At 44.5% G+C, this 25,441-nt stretch carries 18 protein-coding genes and 2 tRNA genes; 6 read left to right on the top strand and 14 right to left on the bottom strand.

Translation table 11 applies throughout. The features are described from left to right. Positions 1 to 8 precede the first annotated feature (8 nt). Genes cas13b through T360_RS0107720 form a run of 4 tightly spaced genes read right to left on the bottom strand, consistent with a single transcriptional unit; the run spans position 9 to position 8,733 of the window. Positions 9 to 4,007, bottom strand: a complete 3,999-nt coding sequence (gene cas13b, locus T360_RS0107735; RefSeq protein WP_028912271.1) for a type VI-B CRISPR-associated RNA-guided ribonuclease Cas13b — start codon at positions 4,005 to 4,007, stop codon at positions 9 to 11. Positions 4,008 to 4,025: 18 nt separating this feature from the next. Next, positions 4,026 to 6,356 carry a caspase family protein gene (locus tag T360_RS0107730; protein WP_028912270.1) on the bottom strand — a complete coding sequence of 777 codons (2,331 nt, stop codon included), beginning with the start codon at positions 6,354 to 6,356 and terminating at the stop codon, positions 4,026 to 4,028. Further along, positions 6,353 to 7,663, bottom strand: coding sequence for a CHASE2 domain-containing protein (locus T360_RS14905; protein ID WP_028912269.1), 1,311 nt, complete (start codon positions 7,661 to 7,663; stop codon positions 6,353 to 6,355). Before T360_RS14905 ends, T360_RS0107730 begins: the two co-directional genes overlap by 4 nt. 14 nt (positions 7,664 to 7,677) lie before the next feature. After that, complete coding sequence (locus tag T360_RS0107720; RefSeq protein ID WP_155949430.1) at positions 7,678 to 8,733, bottom strand: hypothetical protein; 1,056 nt, start codon at positions 8,731 to 8,733, stop codon at positions 7,678 to 7,680. 446 nt (positions 8,734 to 9,179) lie between these two features. On the opposite strand from T360_RS0107720, the gene T360_RS0107715 reads away from it, so the two are divergent. Both T360_RS0107715 and T360_RS0107710 read left to right on the top strand, forming a co-directional pair. After that, complete coding sequence (locus T360_RS0107715; protein ID WP_197019284.1) at positions 9,180 to 10,832, top strand: AAA family ATPase; 1,653 nt, start codon at positions 9,180 to 9,182, stop codon at positions 10,830 to 10,832. An 11-nt stretch (positions 10,833 to 10,843) separates the two neighbouring features. Further along, on the top strand, positions 10,844 to 11,443 hold the full coding sequence (locus tag T360_RS0107710; protein WP_155949428.1) for a hypothetical protein: 600 nt from the start codon (positions 10,844 to 10,846) through the stop codon (positions 11,441 to 11,443). A 3-nt stretch (positions 11,444 to 11,446) separates the two neighbouring features. Here T360_RS0107710 and T360_RS0107705 read toward each other — a convergent pair whose 3' ends face one another. From T360_RS0107705 to T360_RS0107675, 6 genes are all read right to left on the bottom strand, one after another. Continuing rightward, complete coding sequence (locus T360_RS0107705) at positions 11,447 to 12,922, bottom strand: pitrilysin family protein (RefSeq protein ID WP_081772733.1); 1,476 nt, start codon at positions 12,920 to 12,922, stop codon at positions 11,447 to 11,449. Between the two features lie 228 nt (positions 12,923 to 13,150). Continuing rightward, positions 13,151 to 13,705 (bottom strand): M48 family metallopeptidase, encoded by a 555-nt coding sequence (locus T360_RS15755; protein WP_081772732.1) that lies wholly within the window; start codon positions 13,703 to 13,705, stop codon positions 13,151 to 13,153. 2 nt (positions 13,706 to 13,707) lie between these two features. Next, positions 13,708 to 14,229, bottom strand: a complete 522-nt coding sequence (msrA, locus tag T360_RS0107695; protein WP_028912264.1) for a peptide-methionine (S)-S-oxide reductase MsrA — start codon at positions 14,227 to 14,229, stop codon at positions 13,708 to 13,710. Positions 14,230 to 14,505: 276 nt separating this feature from the next. Next, on the bottom strand, positions 14,506 to 17,043 hold the full coding sequence (locus T360_RS0107685; RefSeq protein ID WP_036929164.1) for a family 16 glycoside hydrolase: 2,538 nt from the start codon (positions 17,041 to 17,043) through the stop codon (positions 14,506 to 14,508). Positions 17,044 to 17,141: 98 nt separating this feature from the next. Further along, positions 17,142 to 17,214, bottom strand: a tRNA-Pro gene (locus tag T360_RS0107680). Between the two features lie 163 nt (positions 17,215 to 17,377). Continuing rightward, on the bottom strand, positions 17,378 to 18,565 hold the full coding sequence (locus T360_RS0107675; RefSeq protein ID WP_028912262.1) for an aminotransferase class I/II-fold pyridoxal phosphate-dependent enzyme: 1,188 nt from the start codon (positions 18,563 to 18,565) through the stop codon (positions 17,378 to 17,380). Between the two features lie 163 nt (positions 18,566 to 18,728). Between T360_RS0107675 and T360_RS0107670 the strand changes: the two genes are divergently transcribed. Both T360_RS0107670 and T360_RS0107660 read left to right on the top strand, forming a co-directional pair. Continuing rightward, positions 18,729 to 19,766: a diacylglycerol kinase family protein gene (locus T360_RS0107670; RefSeq protein WP_028912261.1), complete on the top strand. Its 1,038-nt coding sequence runs from the start codon at positions 18,729 to 18,731 to the stop codon at positions 19,764 to 19,766. A 332-nt stretch (positions 19,767 to 20,098) separates the two neighbouring features. Next, positions 20,099 to 20,173 (top strand) — tRNA-Cys (locus tag T360_RS0107660). Positions 20,174 to 20,223: 50 nt separating this feature from the next. Here the strand turns inward: T360_RS0107660 and T360_RS0107655 are convergent. From T360_RS0107655 to T360_RS0107640, 4 genes are read right to left on the bottom strand one after another with little or no spacing between them, the layout of a single operon-like run. Then, positions 20,224 to 20,616 (bottom strand): YkvA family protein, encoded by a 393-nt coding sequence (locus T360_RS0107655; protein WP_028912260.1) that lies wholly within the window; start codon positions 20,614 to 20,616, stop codon positions 20,224 to 20,226. A gap of 31 nt (positions 20,617 to 20,647) precedes the next feature. Continuing rightward, positions 20,648 to 21,490 carry an N-acetylmuramoyl-L-alanine amidase-like domain-containing protein gene (locus T360_RS0107650; protein ID WP_051523462.1) on the bottom strand — a complete coding sequence of 281 codons (843 nt, stop codon included), beginning with the start codon at positions 21,488 to 21,490 and terminating at the stop codon, positions 20,648 to 20,650. Next, positions 21,487 to 22,578, bottom strand: a complete 1,092-nt coding sequence (locus T360_RS14890) for a DUF4421 domain-containing protein (protein WP_231488132.1) — start codon at positions 22,576 to 22,578, stop codon at positions 21,487 to 21,489. The genes T360_RS0107650 and T360_RS14890 overlap by 4 nt, the downstream gene beginning before the upstream one ends. A 15-nt stretch (positions 22,579 to 22,593) precedes the next feature. Continuing rightward, entirely contained in the window at positions 22,594 to 23,586 is a 993-nt protein-coding gene (locus tag T360_RS0107640; RefSeq protein WP_028912258.1) for a Gfo/Idh/MocA family protein, read from the bottom strand. 142 nt (positions 23,587 to 23,728) lie between these two features. Between T360_RS0107640 and T360_RS0107635 the strand changes: the two genes are divergently transcribed. Then, entirely contained in the window at positions 23,729 to 24,346 is a 618-nt protein-coding gene (locus T360_RS0107635) for a cytochrome b/b6 domain-containing protein (protein ID WP_028912257.1), read from the top strand. Next, on the top strand, positions 24,343 to 25,413 hold the full coding sequence (hisB, locus tag T360_RS0107630) for a bifunctional histidinol-phosphatase/imidazoleglycerol-phosphate dehydratase HisB (RefSeq protein ID WP_028912256.1): 1,071 nt from the start codon (positions 24,343 to 24,345) through the stop codon (positions 25,411 to 25,413). The genes T360_RS0107635 and hisB overlap by 4 nt, the downstream gene beginning before the upstream one ends. Positions 25,414 to 25,441 lie beyond the last annotated feature (28 nt).

Genomic DNA, 25,441 nt, shown 5'->3' with positions numbered 1-25,441 from the left:
TTATACAACTACTTCGTTATTTCTACGCCAAGCATCGATTGCAGATGTTGCAGAATGCCTTTGGCGACTTCTGGCAGATGCTTAACATCCTTAATCAGAGAGAAGTCAATGTTATAACTATTATGACTGAAGGCATTACGGATGGCGACGAGTAACTTACGTTCATCGTCAGTCAACTCCACATTATTCAACTGATTTATCAGTTCCAATAATGATGCAAAGTTATTGCGTTTAGGAAGATCTTCACGAACCCAGAAGCCATCTGCATCAGGGTCATCAAGTACAGCGTTGTTCGTAATAATCAAGTTCTCGATACTCTGAATCAACATGAAGATGGTAGAACGATACTGATCGTATGCAGCCAGCTCGCTCATCAAATCGGTATGACGGATAACAAGGTCGCCATTCTCATTAGGTTTTAGCGTTTCCACAATGTTATTCAACAGACTCATCAGACGATCATCTGTAAGGAAACGATAGAACTCACCATAGTTCTTGAGCGACATATTCTCTTGTTCTACATATATGGTTGTTTCACCAACTGTTACTGGAACACGGAAAGTAAGCGTCTGACGCAGGAAAGCCTCGTTACATACCTTGGAAAGCCGCATCTGTTTCCAATTAAATTCACTGCTCTGTTCGCTGATGATATTTGTAAACATCTTCTCAGCCAGGAGAAACAATACCATATCCTGCGTCTTATAGCGACGAAGTGTACGTTCGTTGTCCTTGATATCACGTATATAACGTGGCATCCGTTGCAACAGTTCGTCGCGCATCTGCCGGCGAGTTTCATCCCTTCGCTTAATAATTTTATCTTGTTTCCAGCGTGGCAGTTTTTCCCATTCGCCTTTGAAACTAATTTTCATATCCCTGTCAGTCAATTTTTCAGCGTAATCATCCACTTCAGAATAGATGCGTCGCTTCCAGATAGTATTACCCTGACTATCTGTTGCAGGTTTACCTTTTTCTCCTACTTCTGGGACAGGATTTCCATCGCCGTCAAGGAGTTTTGCAGACAGGCGTTCCTGAATCTCATCGCTTGTTAGGAACAGCGGAATCATTTCAAATGGGAAAGTATCCTTCTTGTTATTATTTAATACGGAAAACAATTCATAGGCGCGTTTAAACGAGAATGACTCTGCTTTTTCACCATCTTTATTCCGAGTGTAGGTCTTATCTGACAAGTAGAAAGGCTGGGCATTATCCTTTAATACTGTCTGATAGAATAATGTTATGAGATAAGCAGCATTGCACGTTGGATTAAGCTTGACTGGAACATCTTGGCTGAGAGCATTTTGCAGATCAGAGTTCTCAGTATAATGCTTTTGCAGTATTTCCAGGATATATGGAGTAAACAAACCATCTGGCAGTTGTATAGTGGTATAGCGTGCTGCCAAAGCCATCATCTCTTCGCTGGTACGTTCATGGTATCTCATGCGGTCGTGATGAATAAAAGGTAATGCAGATAATGCCTTGTCAGAAGGATTACTCGACAATGACTGTATACGAGAGCGGATATGTTTGAGTTCTTCTTCCAAATAGTGCAGATATAGTTCCTCAATATTCCTGTTGCCAAGAGCCAAAACCTTATTTATAAAAGGATGAGGATTACTGCCTCCTATGAGATGTGCATTTATTAAAACCTGCTCCAAAGTGCGAGGTGTAAAACCCTCTTCTGGAACTTGGGGGTGGCCATAGGTGGCAAGATAGGCTGTAAGAACATTATAGTTTAATCCCGTTAACTTATCATGACCCTTTTCTTTATCCTTAAGTTTGGTAGGTTGCCACTCCATCATACTTTGAGCCAGATAACGTGCAAGAGCACCATGGCGAACATCGGAAAAGCTCTTTTTTCCATATTGATTATCCTTATTGCCTATCATATCACGATCTTTCTGATAGTGCTCCAAACGATTCTGAATATGAAGTTCGCGTTCTTCAAGATGCTGCAAAGTAAGTCTATCTAAACGTTCATACACCGTTTCAGGCTTATTGTTATAACATAAACCATGACTACACAAAAAAAGTTGCAATTTCTTGGGTATATCAGCCATCCGGAGTTTCGGATATTCTTTCTTCAAAAAATCACGGAACTCTTTGGGCCTCTTAAATGGCTTCAGTTTTCCTTCTGCTACAGCCTTGAAGAACTTGCGGTAGTCGTCCTCATATTCAATAATAACTTGCTCGGCAGAAGGGAACTCATTATCTTGTTGTTCGCGAAGGTATTCATAGAAAAGCATAGCAGGCAGGTCGTAGACGCTAAGTGCACAACGAGGTGCAGGCATCTTAATGGGAGCCTTTTTATCTTCAGTCACAACTAGTTCTGGAATATACATTCCGTTTTCATCAAACACTTTATATTGTTTAGGATTCTGGCTATCTTCCCAATACAATCCAATACGATTAGCATGAATATTGTAGGCGGGTCGCCGATCTGTAACGTAAGGAGTTGAATCGGCTGTATCCTCAAGAAACTGGTCCAAGTTAATATATAGTTCTTCGTGTTCCAGCTTCACTGAACGTTCTTCTCGTTTTTGAATCAGGTCTCCCCATTTATCCATACGCTTGTCAGCCACTTCTTGCATTCGTCCATATCCATTAATTTCTTTCTGGATACGACGCACACGTACTCTTCCGTCGATACAATTCTCCTTATCGTAGAACTTGTAACGAAAAGAACCTAACTGGAGCTGAAAGCGAATGCGCTTGAATAACTCAGTTTCGTCGATATAACGAAGGGCCAACGTTGGGAAACGGTCGTCATATCGCAATCGTTTTGAAACATCAGGTGTATGACTATTGGGATGTTTCACTTCATCGTGGAAGAATGGCTGTCCAGCATTCTTGTCGAGCAAGTTATAGAGTTCCATGGGGCAACGACGCAGTTCTCCGAAGATATCCATAGCCAGTGTTGCCTTGCTATCATGACTATCAATCTTATGCAGGCGTGGAGTACGAATACGGTAGATACTGAGCATCTCGCTCATAATCATGTTTTCTTTGTCATCAAACGGGCTGTATTCAAAAAGACGAACCTCGTCAATAAACAATTTAGCGTATGGTTTTGAAAGGAACAGGACGCAGAAATATAGTAGTCCAAAGTCGGAAAGGGCTGGCAACATAGTGTTTACATTAACAGGCTTATCGTCCTTAGTTGTGACGGTATAGCCATTGACAAGACGTTTACCAGAGATCTTAAAATAGAAATCATCGTATTCAACAAAAGTCTTCATCACCTTGCCATCTTTTACCTTCGCATTACCAAATTCATCTTTTAACACCTCTTGATGCAAATGGTCGATTCCAGTTAGGAATTCTACTTCATTAACAGACAACCCTTCGCGGTCTTTCAAAATACGCCGGCTTGCAACCACTACCTTATCCAACTTTTTGGCAATCATCTCCTGATGCAGATATTGATCAGCTAATTGCGACGGCTTGTTGTAAGGGTCTTTGTGGGTATAGAAATTGCGGCATTCTGTGAGAGTATCAGCCATGAGACAGATGATATCCAAGCAGTCAGCCAATGACACACCTTTAAGCATGGCAAAAGTCTCATCCTCTGTCTGCACCGTTGATTTCTTCTTATTGAGATAGGCTTTATGGTCAGCCACATCTGCCATCATTGGGCCGAGTACAGGGAAATGTTTGAAGAGGAGCTTTTGGAATTTAGTTTGCTGCTCTGGATTAAGACGCAGTTTCTTCTCCCATTGTTTCTGCTCAGTAGTCAATTCTTCATTGCGTCCTGCCTGTATCAAAAACAGAGCATGAAGCATTTTGTTTATTTGGTTTTCGGAATAGTTTCCACGTACTCCTGCAATCGGCAAAATATAGTTGATGGTCTTAACAAAATTGGTACGCGCCATATTAAAATAGGCGCCAAAAACATGCTTGCCCGTTAGACTGATACTGAAGTTGGCTTTCTGTAGTCTACGTTTCTTCTCCTGCCGCTGTTTTTTGCATTCTTTACTCATAATACTATATGTTTTTAATTTAAGTAACATAAACTTGTATGTTGCATATCAATTTGCAGGTTTTACCCTACCATCAACATAAAAATGCTGTTCTATCAATTTCTTTGCTTCGGGAACACCATTTTTCTTTGACTTACTCAACCACTTATAAGCGGTCTTATAGTCACCTGCAAAAAGATAATAGTTACCTAATTCGTATTGGGCTTTCTCATAATCTTTTTTTGCTGATTTTGTTAGCCATTTAACGGCTTCTTTATCATTCTGTTCGACACCGATTCCATATTTGTAACATAAGCCTAATTTGTACAAACCGATAACATCGCCCATACGCGCAGCTGTTAGCCAATTCTCAGCAGCCTCTCTATCGTTTTGTTCAACGTTTTCTGAACCAATGAAATAGTAATTACCAATAATAACATATGCTAAAGAATAGCCTTTATTAGCTGCTTTTTGGAACAGTTCCCATGCTCTTTGAATATTTTTTTGTACGCCATAACCATAAGCATAGCAATACCCCATATCACACATAGCTGATGCATTTCCTGCCTTTACGGCTTTTGACAACCACTTAATGGCTTTATCATAATTAACTGGTGTATTTCTTAATCCATATAAATATATTTTTCCTATCATTGCTTGTGCTTTTTCTTTACCTAGTGAGGCTTGAAATTCTATATCAGGAACAGTTGTACCATCAGTAACAGCACGTTCAAACTTGACCACAATTTTATCTTCATTCAACTCTTTTTCAAACAAATGCGACAATGCACCATCGTTGTACAGAATCGCGACACCAGGAATCTGGATCTGCTCTTTCTCCATCGCTGATACTATCTCTTTATCAGACCATTTTTCAATTTTCAAGAGAACTTTTTTACTAAGTTTCTTGTTCTTTTTGGTTCCTAATCCTTTGGCATAACAAACACCTAAATAATATCTAGCCAAATCTTTCTCTTCACTTTCTCCTAAAGAAAAGAGGTCAAAGGCTTTATCATAATCTATATCAACACCATAGCCATAATAGTGGCATAATCCTACTTTTGCTGTTGCGTTTTGATTACCTCTGACATAAGCAGTCTTATAATAATTGTATGCCTTTCCATAATCAGGGCTAATGCTATTATCATCATTACCACAAAGGAATATATCGCCTAACTTGACCATTGACTCAGTATCACCGCCCTCAGCCTTTTCTATTAAATCATCAATCAAACTTCTTGTAAATAGAGGTTTAATTTTCCATAATTCATAATCTTTATCAAGTCCATTTCCACGCATTGACTTTGGATTCTGTCCTATATGCTTTTTATTAACATGTTTCTGCAAGTATAGTTCTAAGTAATATGGAGTAACTTTGTTATCATTCTCGCCAAAGAACAATTGTTCCTCATTTGTTAAAACTTTTATTAAAGCGTCAGCAAACGGACTTCCATCCGAGTCTTGATACGCTTTCAAATCACCATCTGTTGACATAAAATATGCAACACTTCCATTTTTAATAATATCGTCATTATTTAATTCCGAAATCAAAGAACCAGCATAACAAGCATCTACAAATAATAAAACAATAGCACGTTTTTCTACAAGTTTGCGAACATAATCGTTAATTACTGTGCCAGAAATATAATTTGTAAGATTTCCTTTATTTATAAAATCGTACTTTGTATCAGATGTTATAAAGCAGAACTTTTTATCTTTTGTTCGTTCTCCATGACTAGAAAGGTAAAGCATCACAATATTTTTCTGATTATCATCCACTTTCTCAATCAAGTCATTAATATGCCAATTGATAGAATCTGCTGTTGTATTATATGGAGAGCATAAAACCTTGCGCATTTTGAGATTATAACCAGTTTCTGGCAACATGATAAATCGTATTGAATGATCGATTGAATCCACGTTTAATGCAGGAAAACCTAAATTACCCCAAGTATTATCTTCAAAATGGTTTACATCGACTATGAGGTATTGGAAATTGTATGGTACATTATCCAAGCTGTCACTCTTTATTGGTAAATCGATTTCCAATATTTCATAGGCACTTCCACTTCTAAACCACGTAGTTACAGTCGATTGTTTTTTCTTATTAACAACCTTTTCTATCAAATCACCCAACTTCTTACCTGATTTAGATGGAGAACAGAAATGCAATTTTTCGGCACCGCCTATTTCCCTAATTGTAAAATCACTTTTACAACGCAAATAAGTATTGCTATTAAGTTTTGTTTCACCACGCATCACCTTCATCCATTTCCCGTCTTTTTGAAATTCTACAGGCATATAAGCACTGTACAACTTGTAATTTTGACTAAATGAAACGTTTTGAATCGCTGACATCAAAACGATTAACATGAACTTTAAAGTATTCATACGCATCATTTTTTTTGTAGTAAATATAATCTTCCTATAGTAATATTTGGTAAATTCTTGTGGATTTCTTCAACAAATATAATTGCAATAATAAACAATGTAATATCAGGAACAATTAGCCAATACATTGTTAGCCTGAAACAACACTGAATTATCAATAATTCACAAATTATCAAGAAAAACAGTTTTCCAATTATCATAATAATTTTCCACCACCAATTATTTCTGCATTCTCCGATATAATTAATGATAAAAACAAAGAATAAGTAGAGCATGAGAGAACATATACATACAGCCAGATTTATCACAGGACTTAAGTAATCTAAAGGCGTTTTAAAAATATCCATTTTCTTATTCAACGCCAATAAAGAGGAAATCTCATAGCCCAACATTTCGACGCCGGACAACTGATTGACTCCTCCGACTACAAAAGGAAGGTCTTTCTTGTCACTTGGAGTGAATGTATTCCCTAACAAAACTATTTTGTTACTGATGTCGCCAACGGAAATACTATCTACATCGGATATCCAATCTGCACTAAATTCTTTATATCTATAGTTAACAATTTTATCGGTGGGGATAGAAACAATGCCATATTTTTTTGCGACCTGCGCAGAGAACGTGGGGTGATTATTATAATTTGTACATAGTTGAGTGTAACTAACATGATTAACCAGGCCATAATCTGTAGAATCAAGAACAGAAGAATAAAAAGGAATACGCAATTCATCCATTACATCATCCCAATACGCAGAGACTACTATATTTGTAGAGTCCTTAGCGTGTAATATAGCCTTCAAAACAGCTTCGTTTGTCGAATCATTGTTCTCTGATAAAAAAATATCTATACCAAGCACCTTGGGATGTTGATCTGAAATAGTCTCGATTATTTTAGCTATATTCGATCGACTAGAAACGGAATCCAATATATTAATTATCACAATGTCTTCATCACCAGACGGAATAGAATCCTGGTTCTCATTGCATTTTGTAAAAAAAGCATTTATGTACCAATCGCTACTTATAGGATCAATAATTTCTCTTTCACCTAATTCGCTTGAAAAACAAGAAGAAAGCATTAGTTTAAACACTAAAGAGAATAATAAAGCCAATATACATGCCAACAAGGAACGGATAGAAACAAGTTGTTTCAAAGATTGCTTAAATGGAGGCAACGTATATGATATTATACCCTTTAATACTTTCAACGTCTGTGTTTTTAACGATGTTAAAACATTACCTTTTCTTATTATTACTAAAGCTAAGAAAACAACGATAACGATAATGACTAAAATGACTGTTCCGATGATTCCCATAATCCTGTATGCTATTATTTGATGAGCCTATTTCTAATTGCAATGCACTTTTCCATCAACTTACCATTAACAGCATAGTTGTAGCTATCGTGATTGGTGTATGGTAACGAAAGAGCTTTTGAGAAGTCACGAAGAGTAGTAAGCGTTTGGTTTATCGCGTCCAATGGTGGAGTTGAATTATTGTTTAAACTACTCTCCGTAAAGAGTGATAAAGGAAAAAGCAACTGACGAGCAGTACTTACCTCTTTATTAAATGCAGCTAACTTATGACTGGCTTCTACCATATAATAGTTTGATATAATCATACGGTTATGAAGTTTATTATAGATAGAGCAATCTGGGGTGATACCAAGCAACTCCATCGTAATAGAATAGTCGCGCTTAAGCTGCTGCTTTACCAGTTCTAATTGAGAAGCGATTTCATTAAAGGTGTATGTTGTATCTTTTGCCATATTATCAAAGATGATAGTAACATGGTAATTACCACCAAGAAACTGCTTGGGTAACAACTCGTTAAGGATATCACGGATGTTAGCAATACCATCACCAGCCGTTGGCTTTCTGAAAGCAAACAGATAGCGATCTGTAAGAAGCAAAGCATTTGACGGCAGCGTTTCGACACTATCCAGAACAGTATCCCATCCTCGACCTAACTTTTCGTATTCCTTTGATATATGAATATCATTAACATCTATCAAGGAAGAAATATCAGGATTAGCACCACTCAGACACATCACACCATATTGCTTTTGTATGGCCAAAGCCTCAACACTTGGCACATCCAGGATATAAAGAGCCGAAGGGTGCTTTAGTACATCTTCAGGATGAGCTTTATATCTCTCAGTATCAGCTACCGAAAGGATCTCTACGGGCTGTTGTTTTAATAGTTTATAGAGGTTAGACCAAGCTGATGCTGCCTTTTGCGCTTCAGCATCGACAACATGATGGTAGATAGTTTCGGTGATATATATTTTAAACATCTGGCTTAAGTATTGGTAACTGAGTGCAAAAATAAAACAATTTTCTGAATTCTTGTCATTTTTATTATTTTTTTTCGCTCCGAATATCACTTTTTGTTTTTTTCGACCGATTTTTGCGAAAAAATTTGGAAGTTTCGAGGAAATTATCTACATTTGCCGCCGATAAACATAATTCTATCACAAAACAAACAAAATTTTAAAAGCAAAATGAACAGAATGACAATGACTGCAATCAAGTGCCGAGCGGTTCTAAGACGAGGGTAAAACTGAATCTGAGAATCGACAGGTGGATTGTGCGTTGTCACTCAGCAAAGCCTGAAAGCGAGCTTTCGCATTGCATTCGGCTTGCGCGTTCTTTGACATTTTGCTACAATTGTTTGGATGATGTGATAGAGAAATCTGAAAGGAAACCTCTATAATACCAAGGGGCAGGTGTGCAAACGTCTGGCCCGATGACTCTTGCGCCCCTTTCACACACAGGGGCATACCTATTTTATATATATGAACGATGTATTGATTTTAGTTTTATGAGAAACTTGAACAGACTGATTAACGACTTTAGAAACCAGACAAATCTTACTATCTGGAAACATATGAACGCTATGGCGGTCAACTATGCCGTCTACTCTAATCGGATAAAGGGCTTTGCCCCGTATTTGTACAACTGCGATATTTATATTTATGCCGACTCAATAAACATGGTGGTGGTATGCGTGGACAGCAACAAGCACCGACAAAAACAATATTACGAGGAAACGCAGAACATAGACATGATGATTTATGAACCTGGATGCGAACCTCGCGAAAGTACTGTGTGGAAGCTAAAGGAGACGATGGCTATCATGAAAAGTCGGCTGACAAAATCTCAAGCCAGTCTGAAAGTTTACGGCATTCTGCTGACAGAGGATGCCATCAACAACGCTTACGAACTGGAGGATGACTGGGAAAAGAACGACATCAAGGTGATCAGCAACTGCAGTAACCTGAAACTTCGTAGGGCTGGGGTGAATGATGACGACGATCTTGCTGGTAAGGTGTACTTCGATATTGTGACCGACGAAAGTATTGATGCTAAGCCGGAGCCAAAGGTAGAAACAGCAGATGAAGACTACGATGAGTTCGAACAGATGCTCTTCGACCTTGCGAATGATCACTTGAACGAAGAACCTGATGGCATCATGGGACTGTCAATAAGAGACTATACCACAGAGGATGAAGAGGATGCTGATGAAGAAGAGCCTGAAGCGCATGAGCCAGAGGAACCAGCAACGCCTACGACCAAGAGCGAGACGATAGACCAGAATATGGGCCTAAGTGTTGATATCAAAATACTGGATCCCATCGAGAATCCGCGCGAGGAACTGGACAAACTGATAGGTTGCGAGGACATTAAGCACCGCATGGATGAGTTGGTGGCGCTAACCAGTTACAACAGGGTGATGCAGGAGATGTTTCCTAACAGCAAACAACACGAAGTGTCGCTTCACAGCGTGTTCTTAGGCAGGCCGGGTACTGGCAAGACAACCGTTTGCAAGATATTCGGCTCGCTGCTACATGATGCAGGTGCACTATCGAAAGGACATGTGGTGGTGTGCGACCGTGGAACCTTTATCGGCACACTTTGGGGCGACGAGGAACGATCGCTGCGACAGGTGATAGAAAAGGCCATGGGTGGCGTACTGATGATTGACGAGGCTTATCTGCTGAACGGCAAGAATGAAAACGACCCAGGCAAGCTGGTGATACAACTGCTGATGAACATCCTGGCCGACGAAACGCAGCGTGATATCGCCATCGTGCTATGCGGCTACAAGGACCAGATGCTGAAACTGCTGGACATGAACCCTGGACTGCAGTCAAGATTCCCCAACAAATTTGAGTTTCAGGACTTCAGCGTGAACGAACTGCTAGAAATAACCAAAAGCAGGATTAAGGACTACGAGTATCAGTTTACAGATGGGGCTTGGGAAAAGTATCGCAACATGATGGCGCAGGCGTATCAGGTCCGCGACCCTCAGACTTGGGGTAATGCCCGATTTGTAGCCAACCAACTGGAGCGCATCTACATACAGCACGCCACAAGATGTGTGATGCAGAAGCCAGATGACAAGCAGGAATGGCGCCAGTTAACAGCAGATGACATCGTGCCCATCGAGATTCCGCGCCCCAAAGCCAAAATCGGTTTTTAGTTTTTATTGGTATGAGAAGAAAGATTCCTTATCGGGTGTGCAGATGCATGCCCGATGGTGTTGTGACGCATCTTGAAGCACGGCTGTTGAGGGAGATTGTAAACAGAGAAATTCACCCGATACGCTGTGCCGAGAGTTGCAAAGTGAAATACAAACGGGGCATGCGGATAGGTGATTTGTGTGCCGAAACGGGGCACTTTGGGTGGGCGCGTAAGGTTTGGCGCTTTACCGCCATGCTGATAGAGAGCAAGGACTACGACGACTGGCGGTATGTGTGGTTCGACAACAACCGGGTGAGGCTTCGCGATGTGATATCGGAACCAGAGTACGAGCTACTTGAACGCAGATGGATCGACCTCTGGGGTAAGTTGGGTTTTAAGGAGTATGCCTGGTGGGACGAACGGACCGAACGCCTTACCAGCACCAACTTTGGCACCAGCTATTATTACCTGTTTGCCGAAAAGTACGATGGTTACTACGACGAACCCATTGGAGCATGGGAGGATATGCTGGAGCAATACCAAGCCGAACAAGAAACAGCAAGAATATTCAGCGAAGGGCAAGGCGATTACTATCCACGCATGGATAATTACCGCCTCACCTCGCTTTAGTCCTTACTTACCAGTCAAGAAAGCTTCGAGTTTAGCATTGATGCCGGCATCGGGATAGCCATTGGGAGTGACGCACACAACGCGCAGATCGGCATTGCTGAACAGTTCCTGGCAGCAGTTGCGGATATCCTGATCGCTCACCTCGTGCTTGAAATACTGGTAAGGCATAGTCTCCTTGAGCAGTGGTTTGCCATACACGAAATTGTTCTTAATACAGGTATGAGTGTCGAGCACCGTATAGTTGCGAACACGGGCTAACTCCTGCTGCTGAAGCTGCTTTCGCTTTTCGATGGGCAACTGGGTGATATGGGCCTGCACGCCGTTACGCATGACATCATTGAGATTTTGAATAACCTCATCAGCAAAATCGCCAAACTGCTGCTGGTCGGCATTAGGCTCTAAGCCCTTTACAACAGTCAAGGTGAATACTGGGCGGTTGAAAAGCTTGTGGTTATCATCGAACGCCGACACAACATGTGCATTAAAAGCTGTACCAATCACCTCGCCAAGACGATTGTAAGCCGCTGCCTTACGAAGATCATCGAGATTCTTTGTATCGGATGGCGCCACACGAGGCTTCAGGAAACAGAACTGAATAATACATGCAGGCACATCCTGCTGGATCATCAGCACCAACTGGTTGCTCAGCTGGATAGGTGTTGGTTCGGGAGCGGGCATACTGGGGCGGCTGCCGAACTGCTGCTTGATGATATCAACAATATTGGCGGGCGCCTTGCCAAACACATACAGGCACTGATTCTGCGGCACATACCAGCGCTGGTAGTACGACTGGAGCTGCTGGAGGGTAATACTGCGAATGCTGGCGATTTGTTTGTTCATCAGATCATCGAGGGTACATCCATCTACGAAGGCGGCCTTGAAGTAGTTGGCCTCGGACAGGGCAAGATTGTAACGGCTGTTGGTGATTTCGTTGATGGCCAACTGCTTCTGGCGCTCCAATTCGGCAGCCGAGAAACGGGCATTGCCTGCAATCTGGGCCAGCAGCCCCATACACGACGCCGCGTAGGTGCGCTCGTTATTTAAACGGAACAGATTATACTCTGTGCACCTATTCTCGATTTCGGAACAGTAGGCGGCCACATTGGGCACAAGGCCATTAACGGCACGGAAATCGGGGAGTGACTGCAGATTTAGTTCGTCGAGCTTATCCTTCAGCACACCGGCAGTGCCGGCAGTGAGGTTCTCGGAGCAAAGCATCCGGCGTAATAAAAACGCGATGCCTGGGATATCACCCTCGTCGTCGGTACCTGATTTCTGGATGAGTCGCATTTCAAGTTTGTTACCAGGAACACCGTTGTCGCATAAATAATAGCGGAAACCATTGGCGAGAACACCCTGTTTGATGTTTGAAGGGTTGGTAACCACGAAATCGTTGTACTTAACACTTCCCGACTGAGCCGACGCCAGAACGGTGAACACACAGGCCATCGCAAAAAGTAGAATTTTTGTTTTCATCATTGTTGTTTATTATAGATAATATTCAGTATTTTAAGCTTTTGCTGGTGCAAAGGTATATCAATCCGGGGATTTACACAAGGTATATAGTGGTTTGTATAATGGATTATTTCCATTATCCAGCAACATCAAATCCGGACATACATGATAATCAACGATTTACAGATACAACCATCAGCAGTTGTATCATTAATTGTATCAATCATGTAAAAGGTGTTTGAGGTTGGATGATTACTTTCCACCCATAGAAACGCGGATGGTTTCTTTTCGGGCAGCGCGCCATTTGGGGAAATACTGATCCATGAGGGCGTGGAAGCGGGCGTTGTGGGTGGGCTCTAACAAATGGCAGAGTTCGTGGGCCACAACATGCTCAATACACCACTCGGGTAGCAACAGGGTGTAGATGGAAAAACAAATGGCATGGGTTTTAATGTTGCACATGCCCCAACGGGATATCATGGCCTTATAGGTGATGGCGGATGGGGCGACGCCCATCTGCCTGGCATAGCGCTCAACCATCGGCTCAACAATGGCTTTAAGACGAGCGATGGCTTCGGCTCTGTCCTTGCGGGCTTTAACTGGCAGCTGACCGTAAAAGGCGGCACGCTGCTGTTGCCGGGACAGGGTGCGCTTTCGGGCCTGCTCAATCCAATCAAGGTGCTCGGAAATGAACTTCTGTATGGTCTTCTTGGGCAGACCGATTGGTGCAGAAACATGCACATCGCCATTTTTGGCGATGCGCATGGATAATCGGCTTGTAAACCTATAGGTGAGTTTTACTTGCATGCTTACTGCTGCTTGCTCTTATCCTTGGCCTGCTTGGCAAACTTAAAGAGCTCAAGAGGCAAGTGACAGTAGCCATCGGGATTCTTGTCAAGATAGTCCTGATGATACTCTTCGGCGGAATAGAACTTCTGCAGAGGCAGTTTCTCAACAGCCAGAGGCTCTGTGTACTGGGCCTGCTGCTCGGCATATACCTTCTCAATAACAGGCAGATCGTTGGCATCCTGATAATAAATGCCGGTACGATAGCGGGTGCCCTCGTCGTGGCCCTGCTTGTTCAAACTTGTTGGGTCGATAGCCTTGAAGAACATCTGCAACAGGAACTCCAAACCAACTACCTCGTCGTTATACTTGATACGAACGGTCTCGGCGTGGCCTGTGGTATCGGTATAAACCTCTTTATAAGTAGGGTTCTCGGTATGGCCGTTGGCAAATCCTACCTCTGTTTCAATCACACCTTCTATCTGTTTAAAGAAGTGCTCTGTACCCCAGAAGCAACCTCCAGCCAGGTAAATCTCTTTTTCCATAATTAGTTACTTTTTATGTTGTTTTTAATCAGGCAGCCTAGTCACTTCTAATAGCTGTCGTTAATATAATTTTTCGTTGCCATGTCGTAATATAGGGCCTCAAGCTCCTGAAGCGTCAGCTTCTCTACAGAATGCTCAATAACCCGAATCAGTTCATCACGCCTGAAATCATCATTTTGCCCAAAATGTGCCATTTTAAATCTATGTTCGTTACTAGCCTGCAAAGGTAACCAAAAGAAATGAGATTGCCAAGAACTAAATCAAAAAGTTTTCAAATTAGTAGGCTGCCTTCTTGGTAATAGTGAGCACACCAGCCGAGAGAGCTGGTACCTGGAGTATCACATCGCAACCTTCGACAGGAGGAACGGCCGACTGCAGGGCTACAGCATGCTTATCTGCCATACTATTGGCCACAAGAAGTGAGCCAGGAGCATAATAATCATACTGCGTGCGAGCCACACCGGTCCAATCGCCCTTGATACGCAGCGTAGCAGCAGTATCGGTGGGGTTGACAACCTTCACAATGACATCGGCACCATTCTCTGACAACGTCGTGCTAACACTGATATCACCCGTTTCGCCATTATGAGCCAGGCGGTACTTAGAAAAATGATCGTACCATAACTCAGTAACCTGGCAATTGGGGGCTTTAAACAGGTCTTTATAGTCAAAATTGATGAATGCATTGTTCCAGTCGGGCGCATCAGTACGACGCAGGAACAGAGCAGCAGCACCCATAGCTACCACATCTCGAGCCTCGCACATATTGAGGAAGCCACCAGCAAAGAGTCCTGTGCGCCAGTCGATGCTATTCAGATTCCACTCAGAGATAAAGAGTTTGATGTTGGGGTTGGGACCAGCGGCTATCATCTGGGCATAGCGGTCGTACTGCTGTCCCAGACGCACAGGACCACTGGCATAGCCACCCTGTTGCTCGTAATGGTGCAGACTGAGATAGTCGAAATATGTACCGCTACGCTGGATGAACTGTTCGTCTTCGCGGAAACCACCACAGGCTATGATCTTGATGCGAGGATCAACCTTTCGCATAGCGGTGCTGAAGTCGCGCACACACTTCTCGTAGCGCTCGATACCCATCTCCCACATCTCGTTATCAATCTCCCAATACTTCACGTTGTAAGGCTCTGGATGCCCGTTGGCAGCACGCTTGGCACCCCATTCATCAGTAGCAGGGGCATTGCAGTAGCGCAACCAGTTGACAGCATCCTGCAGAATGCGCTCATACTCGTCAGCAGGGCGCTCAAATTTTACGCTTACCACGATAACGGGCTCAGAGCCCACCTCGCGACAGAAACGGATAAACTCGTCGGTACCAAAGCAGTTCTGATCGTAGTCCATCCACATCCAGTGGGCCCAGCGCTCACGATTCTCCTGCGGACCGATGCCCCACTGCCAGTCATACTGAGCCACGTAACCACCACCAGGCCAGCGCAGGCAAGTGGGGTGAAGTTCCTTGACGGCCTGCAGGATGTCAGGACGGAATCCGCCTAGGTTCTTGCCCGTACGGGTTGTCATAGTAGCCATATCCACCTGTACGCTTCCTTTTTCAACGACAATGGCAAAATCGCCCTCACAATTTTCCTGAGGTTCAAGCACAAAGTCGTATTTACGCCAATCGCGCCCCACGGAACCTATCTGTCTGCGGGCCACAAAACGTCCATCAGCATCACGCAGACCTACCGACAGAACACCTTTACCTTTGGCACAGATGGAGCCCACATACTGCTCACCAGCCACGATGTGCTGTGGCCCTTGCGAGAGGCCAGCCTCACCCTTGCCGGCAGTAATGACCTGCGAATAACGCATGTTGACAGCATCATCTTTCACCAGGCGATAGCGGGCATCAGTACCAAAAGGCTGCCACTGCTGAGCCACCTCAGGCAGACGGACATCGCCAGGAGTACCCTCGAAGAATACACGTCCATCTGGCGCCGACAGACGAATGTTGCGATAGGTGGCCTCTGTATAGTTCACCCAGAAAGTGATAAAATTACGACTAGCCAGCTCCATATCATTACAAGCGAGCACCTGCTGCTCATCCCAATATACTACCACATGCGAACCACGACTCTTGATACGCAGCTTGTGCCACTGCTGCTGCTCGTTGATCTGCTGCTTGGTAGCGGGTGCCGACACTAAGGGCACCAGTGTGTTGATACGACGTGTGCTACCACCCCACCCTGGTACTTCACGCATCTCCATACGGCAGATGGAGAAATCGGCTGTAGCGGCTTGTTGCTGCAGTGCGGCTTGTGCCTTGGCGGCTGCTGCAGCCTCAATCTGTGCCTGTGTCTGAGCAGGAGTAAAGGTGCGACTCTCATAATAAGGATCGTGTATGCGCAGATAATAGGGCGAACCGTCGGCTTTATTACGGAAAGCAAAGCGCAGATCCATCAGTCCACCACTCCAACTACGACGGGCCAGCTTATAAGCACGCCAGTTCACATCCATCGTCAAATCGAAATCGGTAGTATCTATACTGTCTATACGCAATGGCTGCTCATAACGCGTGGGCGAATGGAGCACCTGATCATCGTCCATATACCAACCATCGAAATAACCATCACGTGGATGGATGCCAGGATACTGCTCAGGCTCGAACGAACGCTCCTGTATCAACTCCTGCCACACACCATTGTTGGCACTAAAATAAATATGCTCGAAAAGTTGGCCGTAGAGCATCTCATTAATAATGCCCGAGGGCTTATTGCTCTGTATCGACAGCTGATACTCATTCTGACCACTGGCTGGTATGACCGCGGCCAGACATGCACACAATAATAGCTTTTTCATATAGTTCGAAAATCTTATTTATAGTTATTGTTCTTAGTCAAAAATAAACAAAAAACCGCCAGCTAAAAATAGCTAGCGGCTCACACTTTTGGCGTTTGTCGAGGTGACAGGACTCGAACCTGCGACAGCCTGGTCCCAAACCAGGAACGCTACCAACTGCGCTACACCTCGTTTTTGCGGGTGCAAAGGTACGAAGATTTTTCGGAATACAAAAATATTAGAGCACAAAAGTGCCTTTTGTTTGCATATTTTAACAAATACACCCTTTAAGCCTCTTAAAACAAAAAAGCCCCCCCAAAATTGGGAGGCTTTAATATCAATTTTCAATTATCAATTACTTAATGATTCCCTGCTCTACGAAAATCTTCTTCAGAGCAACTACTGAACGGTCAACCTGTTCTTTGGTATGAGTTGCCATCAGAGCGTAGCGCACCAGTGTGTCCTGAGGAGCACATGCAGGTGGAATTACAGGGTTGATAAACACACCAGCCTTGAAGGCCAATGCGGTTACCAGGAATGTCTTATTAACATCGCGCACATAAAGAGGAATAATAGGACTCTCGGTATCACCGATTTCGAATCCTTCCTCACGGAAACGCTTCAGGGCATAGTTGGTTACATCCCACAAAGCCTGGATGCGCTCGGGTTCCTGCTGGATAATGTGCAGAGCCTCGAGAGCAGCGGCAGTAGCTGCAGGTGTGTTAGATGCCGAGAAGATGTATGTGCGGCAAGTGTGGCGCAGATAATTAATGGTATCCCAGTCGGCTGCAATGAAACCACCGATAGAAGCCAACGACTTAGAGAAGGTACCCATGATAAGATCAACCTCATCAGTAAGTCCGAAGTGATCGCAAACACCACGGCCCTGACGACCAAACACGCCCACACCATGAGCCTCATCGACCATGATAGAGCAGTTATACTTGTGCTTAAGCTCAACGATAGCAGGCAGATTAGCCAAGTCGCCCTCCATAGAGAACACGCCATCCACAACTATCAACTTAACAGCCTCCTGAGGCAACTTCTGCAGTACGCGCTCCAAGTCGGCCATGTCGTTATGCTTGTAGTGCAACTGACGAGCGAAAGCCAAACGACGTCCATCAACAATTGATGCGTGATCGCGGTCATCGCAGATAACATAATCATCCTTACTCAGCAGTGCAGGGATAACACCCTGATTAACTGAGAAACCGGTAGAGAGGCAGAGACAATCATCCTTGCCTATAAACTTAGAGATTTCTTTTTCGAGCTTAACATGAAGGTCGAGTGTACCATTAAGGAATCGACTGCCTGCGCAACCAGAACCATACTTGTCGAGCGCAGCCTTAGCTGCATCGATAATGCGCTGATCGCCAGTCAGACCTGTATAGGCATTTGAGCCGAACATAAGCACCTTGTGGCCACCCATTTCAACTTCCGTTCCCTGCTTTCCTTCAATCTCGCGGAAATAGGGATATACGTCAGCCGCCATAAACTTCTGTGGCTCACGATAATGCTTGAATCTTTCTTGTAACTGTCCCATTCTGATATAGGTATCGTCTATTATTTCTTAAATTTCAGGGTGCAAAGATACACATTTTTCGGCAAAACGTGCAAGTTTTTACTAATAAATGATTACTTTTTTCGTTTTTTCTTGTTTTAAGGGGGATTTTTTCGCTCAAAATTCGTAAATTTGCAGCACGATTATGACGAAAAAGAGGAAAATTACATTTATTCTAAACCCAATCTCGGGTACACACTCGAAGGAGGAGATACCCGCCATGATAGAACAGATTATCGACCAAAATCTGTTTAACACCGAAATATGCTTTACTGAATACGCCGGACACGCGGCTGAAATAGCCCAACAAAAGGTCAACGAGAAGGTTGACATTGTAGTGGCTGTGGGTGGCGACGGCACTGTGAACGAAGTGGCACGCTCACTGGTTCACACAGAAACGGCACTGGCTATCATTCCATGTGGTAGCGGCAATGGACTGGCACGACACTTGTGCCTGCCACTCGACATCAAAAAAGCCATCGCTATCATCAACAGCTGTAAGATAGAAGCCTACGACTATGGCGTAATCAACGATATGCCTTTCTTTTGCACTTGCGGCATGGGCTTCGATGCTTTTATATCGCTGAAGTTTGCCGAGGCTGGCAAGCGCGGCCCTATCACCTACGTAGAGAATGTGCTGAAGGAAGGACTGAAATACAAGCCAGAAACCTACGAGGTAAGCGACGACACCGGCGCACGCAAATACAAGGCATTTCTCATAGCCTGTGCCAATGCCTCTCAGTATGGCAACAATGCCTATATCGCACCTGGCGCCACTATGAAGGATGGCGAGATGGATGTGATCATCATGGAACCATTTACAGCCCTCGACGCGCCACAGATAGCCGCCGACCTGTTTATGAAAACCATGCACAACAATTCGAAAATCAAAACATTCCGCACCAAGACGCTACACATCACCCGCAAGCAGCCTGGTGCCATACACTACGATGGCGACCCCATCATGACTGGCAGAGAAATTGATGTACACATTGAGCCACAAGGTATCAAAATACTCATCAACCCAGAGGCTACCGAAGACGCCGGACAGCCCAATTTCCTGCTGAACGCTTTTAGCGACTTCTTTAATAATATAAATAATGTACGCGAAGATATTGAGCGCCAGGGACACAGATTCCAGGTAATCAACAAGGTTTTGTTGCGAAAGCTAACCAAACTGTAGAACCGAGAGGTGAGAACTGAGAGGTGAGAACTGAGAACTGAGAGGTATGATATGATGCAACTGTTAATAGTAATTCTGGTGCTGGTGGGGGCGATTTTGTATGCTGGGTGGTGGGCATACGAACGACTGAACAAAGCGGAAGAGCCGTGCGAAGGTTGCGACGGATGCCAGCTAAAGGAACTGAAAGAACAGGCAAAAAAGTGCAAGAAACAGAAAAATTCATGTTGTTCAGCGAAAAAGTAGCTAAAAAATTTGGTGGTCTCAGAAAATCTTAGTACTTTTGCACCCGCATTTGAAAAGATGCGCTGTCATCCAACAAAATGACTAATCATGGTGCCTTGGATGAGTGGCTTAGTCAACGGTCTGCAAAACCGTCTACAGCAGTTCGAATCTGCTAGGCACCTCCAAAAAAGAGAGTCTTTCTGAGACTCTCTTTTTTTTGTGTTAGTACCGCTGATCAATCTTCTGCAGTGAAGATGTCGCCCATCTCGTCGATCTCATCCTCATCAAACCAGCGAGAGAGCTTGCTCTTTGCCTGTTCCATGATCTCGGGATCAATACCTGTCCACACCTTCTTGAGCACGTACAGCAGTACGGCCAGGTCGTCGGTAAGACCGGCAATAGGAATAGCATCGGGGATGACATCAAGCGGACTGATCATGTAGCCCAGAGCGCCAATGATAATAGCCTTGTCAGTCTTGCTCACCTTGTCGCTCTGCAACGTGTAGTAAAGTATCAGTGCGGCATAAACCAGTTTGGCACCAGCGCGCTTAGCAATACGCGCAATCTTCTCTGTAAACTCGGCCTGCGAAAACTTATTCGCATAACTCATAAAATCGGGTAATTCCATTTTCTCTACCTTTGGTTAAGTTACTATTAAGTTATTTTGTTATTCTTATAATTCGAATACCTGTATGCGAGGGATGCTTCTGCAGATAGCGATAGAGCGTCATAGGCTCCTCTACCACCTTATGATGCAGTTGCGAGGCGTTGAGCAGATGCAGGCCATCCTTTTTCCACACAGCAAAGCCCAGATGGGCAATATCGAGGCCTGACTTATTGCAGGTGATAGCAATGATATCGCCATCCTTAATAGCCTTGCGCAGCAATGCCTGCCTGCCTACCAGCTTCTTGGGGATGTAGCGAAACTTCTGTCCAGTGATACGACGTTCGGCCTTTGCTATCTGAGCCACATACTCAGGATGCTTACGCAACGCCTCATAGCTTTGAGGATGGGTGCTCATATAGTTGACCTTCACCGTTTGAATAGCAGTGAAAGGCGGATTAGGCTGCTGAATCTCGTTCACAATGCCCGCCTTCTGGTTCTCTACAATCCAATCAGTGAAATAATGTATGCGCGATGGATAACCATCTATCACCCCACCCCGATAGCGCATAGCCTGCAGCGTGTGCTGAAAAGCCGCGTAAGCAGTATCCTTACGCTGTGCACAAAAAGTGAGCGCTGTTACCGTTTCAACCAGTGTTGTACAGTCCATCTGACGGGTATTCACCACCAAGCGTTCGCTATCGTTCACCTCTAAGGTATGCGCCACATAAGGCACACCCAAGAACTGACGGGCGAAGAACAGTGGGAGCACCGTTTTGCTATCCTGCTGCCGGGCCTTCTTGAGCAGCGCCACAATCTTGGCTGCCTCAGGCTCTGCAGCATGCAACGGAGCTGCCAGCACAAACACCAGTAATAGAATATATAGTTTTCTTATCATGCTTTACGATATTTCTTTTTCAATACAAAATTATAACCCACATAGCAGTTAAACGAGCCGAAGAAGTTCTTGGCAGTAAAGCGCGCCGTGTGATAGTTGTTGGTGCGCATAATGGCACTGCAACCGGCATACCAGCGGGTATTATTATAAACCAGTCCGAAGCGGCCTATACCATCCAGATTCACCTTATCGATACTAAACCCCTTCTTCTCACCGGCAATCTCGCCATAGCTCGACTTATAGCACACAGCCAACTGTCCGCTGGCGCAAAACAGCCAGTTCTTGGCAAACACCCAGTTGTAGGCATAGCCACCCGACAGCATGAAATCGCTGTACTTGATATCGCTGAACATCATACCCGAATCGAGTTTCAGTTCCTGCTCCTTGGAGATGCGCGAACGGAGGGTAGTCTCCAATTTCTCGTAGTCCATGTCAAGGGTATTCTTTGTAAATCCCACTCCAGCCATCCATGAACCACAGCTTATCTTCTGACAGGTGCTCTGAGCGAATGCTGCCGGATAGGAAAAACGCCCATGATTAAAGATATAATAGGCACTGGCACCAGTGATACCCACATTTACACCATCAAAAGGTACTCCTTCCAACCAGTCGCCATCAAGACCATATCCCAGTCGTACATCGCGAATCTTATAGTCATTACCCGTACGGCGGTAGAAGATATCCACACCCACCTGCGAGGAGTATATACTCAGATCGAACTCTTTACGCAAGCCACTCTGACTGAAACCGATATTCTTAATATCAAACGTAAAACCCAGGAAGAACCAGCGCCATCCGAAATAAGGACCAATCTTGGTGAGCCCGTCGGGAGCCAAGGTGATGGTCTGCCCTTTGCTGTCAAGAATAAAGCTCTCATAGGTGCGGGTGATCTGTCCCATCACCGTAAACTCATAATGCTGCGGCTCGATATACGCTTTGTTCAGGCGGTCGAACTCACGAACAGTACGACGTATCACGCCCATTTTATGCAGACTGCCGATGCTATCGATGACAAGAGAGTCGGGCTCAGCAGCCATTGCGCTCAGCCCCATCATCATCCACAACACAACCAACAGTCCTTTCTTCATAAGAAACAAAAGCAATCAGAATTTACCCAAGATGCGATCCATCACCCAGTTGACAGGTGTGGCCGACACGCTGGTACACTCGCAAACGCCCAACCCCTGCAGATGCTCTATCACACTCTTGATGATGGGATACTGCACATAAGGCGGATTAGGCACGGTGATACGCTCTTCACCCTGGTTAGTTTGCAAGCGGATGGGGGTATAATCGAACACAGAGAAACTGACTTGTCCCTCGGTGCCAATAATTTCTATACAATCCTCGCGAGCACTCTCATGAGCCACATAACACCACGAGCCACTGCCAGGCAATCCATTCTCAAACTGAAAACAAGCGCTTACTGAATCTTCGGCCTTATACAAGCCGCCACGATTACTGCAAATGCCACGCGCCTCGAGGATAACGCCAAACAAATCCTGCAACATGTCGAGCTGATGGGGGGCCATATCATAAAAATAGCCACCGCCAGCGATATCGGGCTGCAGGCGCCAAGGCAAGGGCTCATGATTGGCAATTGCATCCAGATCGGCCTGACGAGGAGGTTCGGTATAGCGTATCTGTACATTCAGAATCTTACCTATCCTACCGCTATTCACTATCTCTTTAACCTTCTGGAAATAAGGAAGATATCTGCGATAGTAGGCCACAAAACATGGCACACCAGTCTGCTCACTAATACGATTGATACGTGCACAATCCTCATAACTGGCTGCCAGCGGTTTTTCTACATACACAGGCTTGCCTGCCTTCATGGCCATAATAGCATAAGTGGCATGACTAGAAGGCGGTGTGGCCACATACACTGCATTGACATCAGGATCATCTATCATCTCCTGAGCATCGGTGTACCATTTGGCTATGCCATGCTGGACAGCATAAGTGCGCGCATGCTTCTCAGTGCGACTCATGACAGCCACTACGCTAGAGCCTTCAACCTCACTGAAAGCGGGACCACTCTTCTTCTCGGTAACCTCGCCACAGCCAATAAAACCCCACCTTAATACTTTCATAATTAACCTATTTGGCTGCAAAGATAGTAAAAATTAGGCACGAATAACGCGAATTTTTGCGAATTTATTTATTTTTTCATGTTAATTCGTGCAATTCGAGCCAAAAAACGCTATCTTTGCACTCGAAAAATTAAATTTAGCAATGGAAACAGAAAAAAAAGACATAGAATTAAAGGTGCGTAGCAGTCAAGCCTGCATTAGCGATGGCTACCAATTATTCAGCGGTAATTTCCGAAAGATTTTCAAAGCCACATGGTGGCTGGCTATCGGCTTTGCCATCCTACAGGCAGGCGCATCAGCTCTACCCACGCTCCTTTCGCCAACCCTCATGCTGCCCGCATCACTATTGGCTATAGTTATAGTTGCCTTATGGCTGTTTGTAGCCAACAAGCAACTGAAGAAGCGCCAATTGATAAAGCCACTACCCCCACTACCCTTCATGTCGTGGCTGCGCCATCTGGGCAAGGTATTCATCGTCACAGTGGTATGCCTATTCATCGTGACCATACTTGCACTACTTACCACACTGCCTATGGGCATACTGATGATGGCAAATCTGCAGAGTCAGGTAGGCGTGCTTAATGGCGACCCATCGGGCATGCCCGACAGCGTGATGTGGCTCAGCATTGTGGTGTTTGCCATAGCAGGATTTATCCAGGCCTACGTATGGATCACTCTCATTCCAACCTTCTACCTCATGAAGGCTTCGATGAGCATACAAGACAAGGAAAAAGAAGAATTCAACAAGAAAACAATATGAAAAAAATTTTATTTATCGATCGTGACGGCACCTTGATTGAGGAACCAGCCGACGAACAGATAGACAGCTTCGAGAAACTGAAGTTTGTGAAAGGAATGATACGCAACCTGGCCTTTATCCGCGAAAAACTTGACTTTGAGTTTGTGATGGTCAGCAATCAGGACGGACTTGGAACAGAGAGTTTTCCAGAAAACACATTCTGGCCTGTGCACAACTTCATCTTGCAGACACTGGAAGGCGAAGGCATCACCTTCGACGAGATACTCATTGACCCTCACTTCCCAGAGGACAATGCACCAACCCGCAAACCAAACATAGGACTTGTAGAGAAATATATCAACAATCCAGAATATGATATTGCGGGTTCGTACGTCATCGGAGACAGAGAAACCGACCGCCAGTTTGCCAAGAATATCGGTTGCCGCTCACTCATCCTGAGCGACGAAGGCATCGACTGGAACAAAATAGCAGAACTGCTGTTTGCTGGAGAGCGCACAGCAGAAGTGAAACGCACCACTAAAGAGACCGACATCTGGGTAAAAGTAAACTTGGACGGCTCGGGCAAATGCGACATCTCGACAGGGTTAGGATTCTTCGACCATATGCTGGAACAGATTGGCAAACATGGCATGATAGACCTGACGATACACACCAAGGGTGATTTAGAGGTTGACGAGCATCACACCATCGAGGACACCGCCATTGCATTGGGCGAGTGCATCCTGCAGGCACTGGGCAACAAGCGCGGTATTGAGCGCTATGGCTACTCACTGCCTATGGACGACTGCTTATGCTCAGCCTGCCTGGATTTCGGAGGCCGCCCCTGGCTGGTATGGGATGCCGAGTTTCACCGCGAAAAAATCGGAGAAATGCCTACAGAGATGTTCCTACACTTCTTCAAGAGTCTGAGCGACGCATCAAAGATGAACCTGAACATCAAGGCCGAAGGACAGAACGAGCACCACAAGATTGAGGGTATTTTTAAAGCACTGGCAAGAGCTCTGAAAATGGCTGTAAGACGTGACATCTACCACTACGAGTTACCCTCCACAAAGGGAATGTTGTAGAAAATTTGGTAGTATCAGAATTTTTTCG

This window comes from Prevotella sp. MA2016 (assembly GCF_000619825.1).
Taxonomy (GTDB): Bacteria; Bacteroidota; Bacteroidia; order Bacteroidales; family Bacteroidaceae; genus Prevotella.
This window is presented reverse-complemented; position numbering and strand designations above follow the sequence as displayed.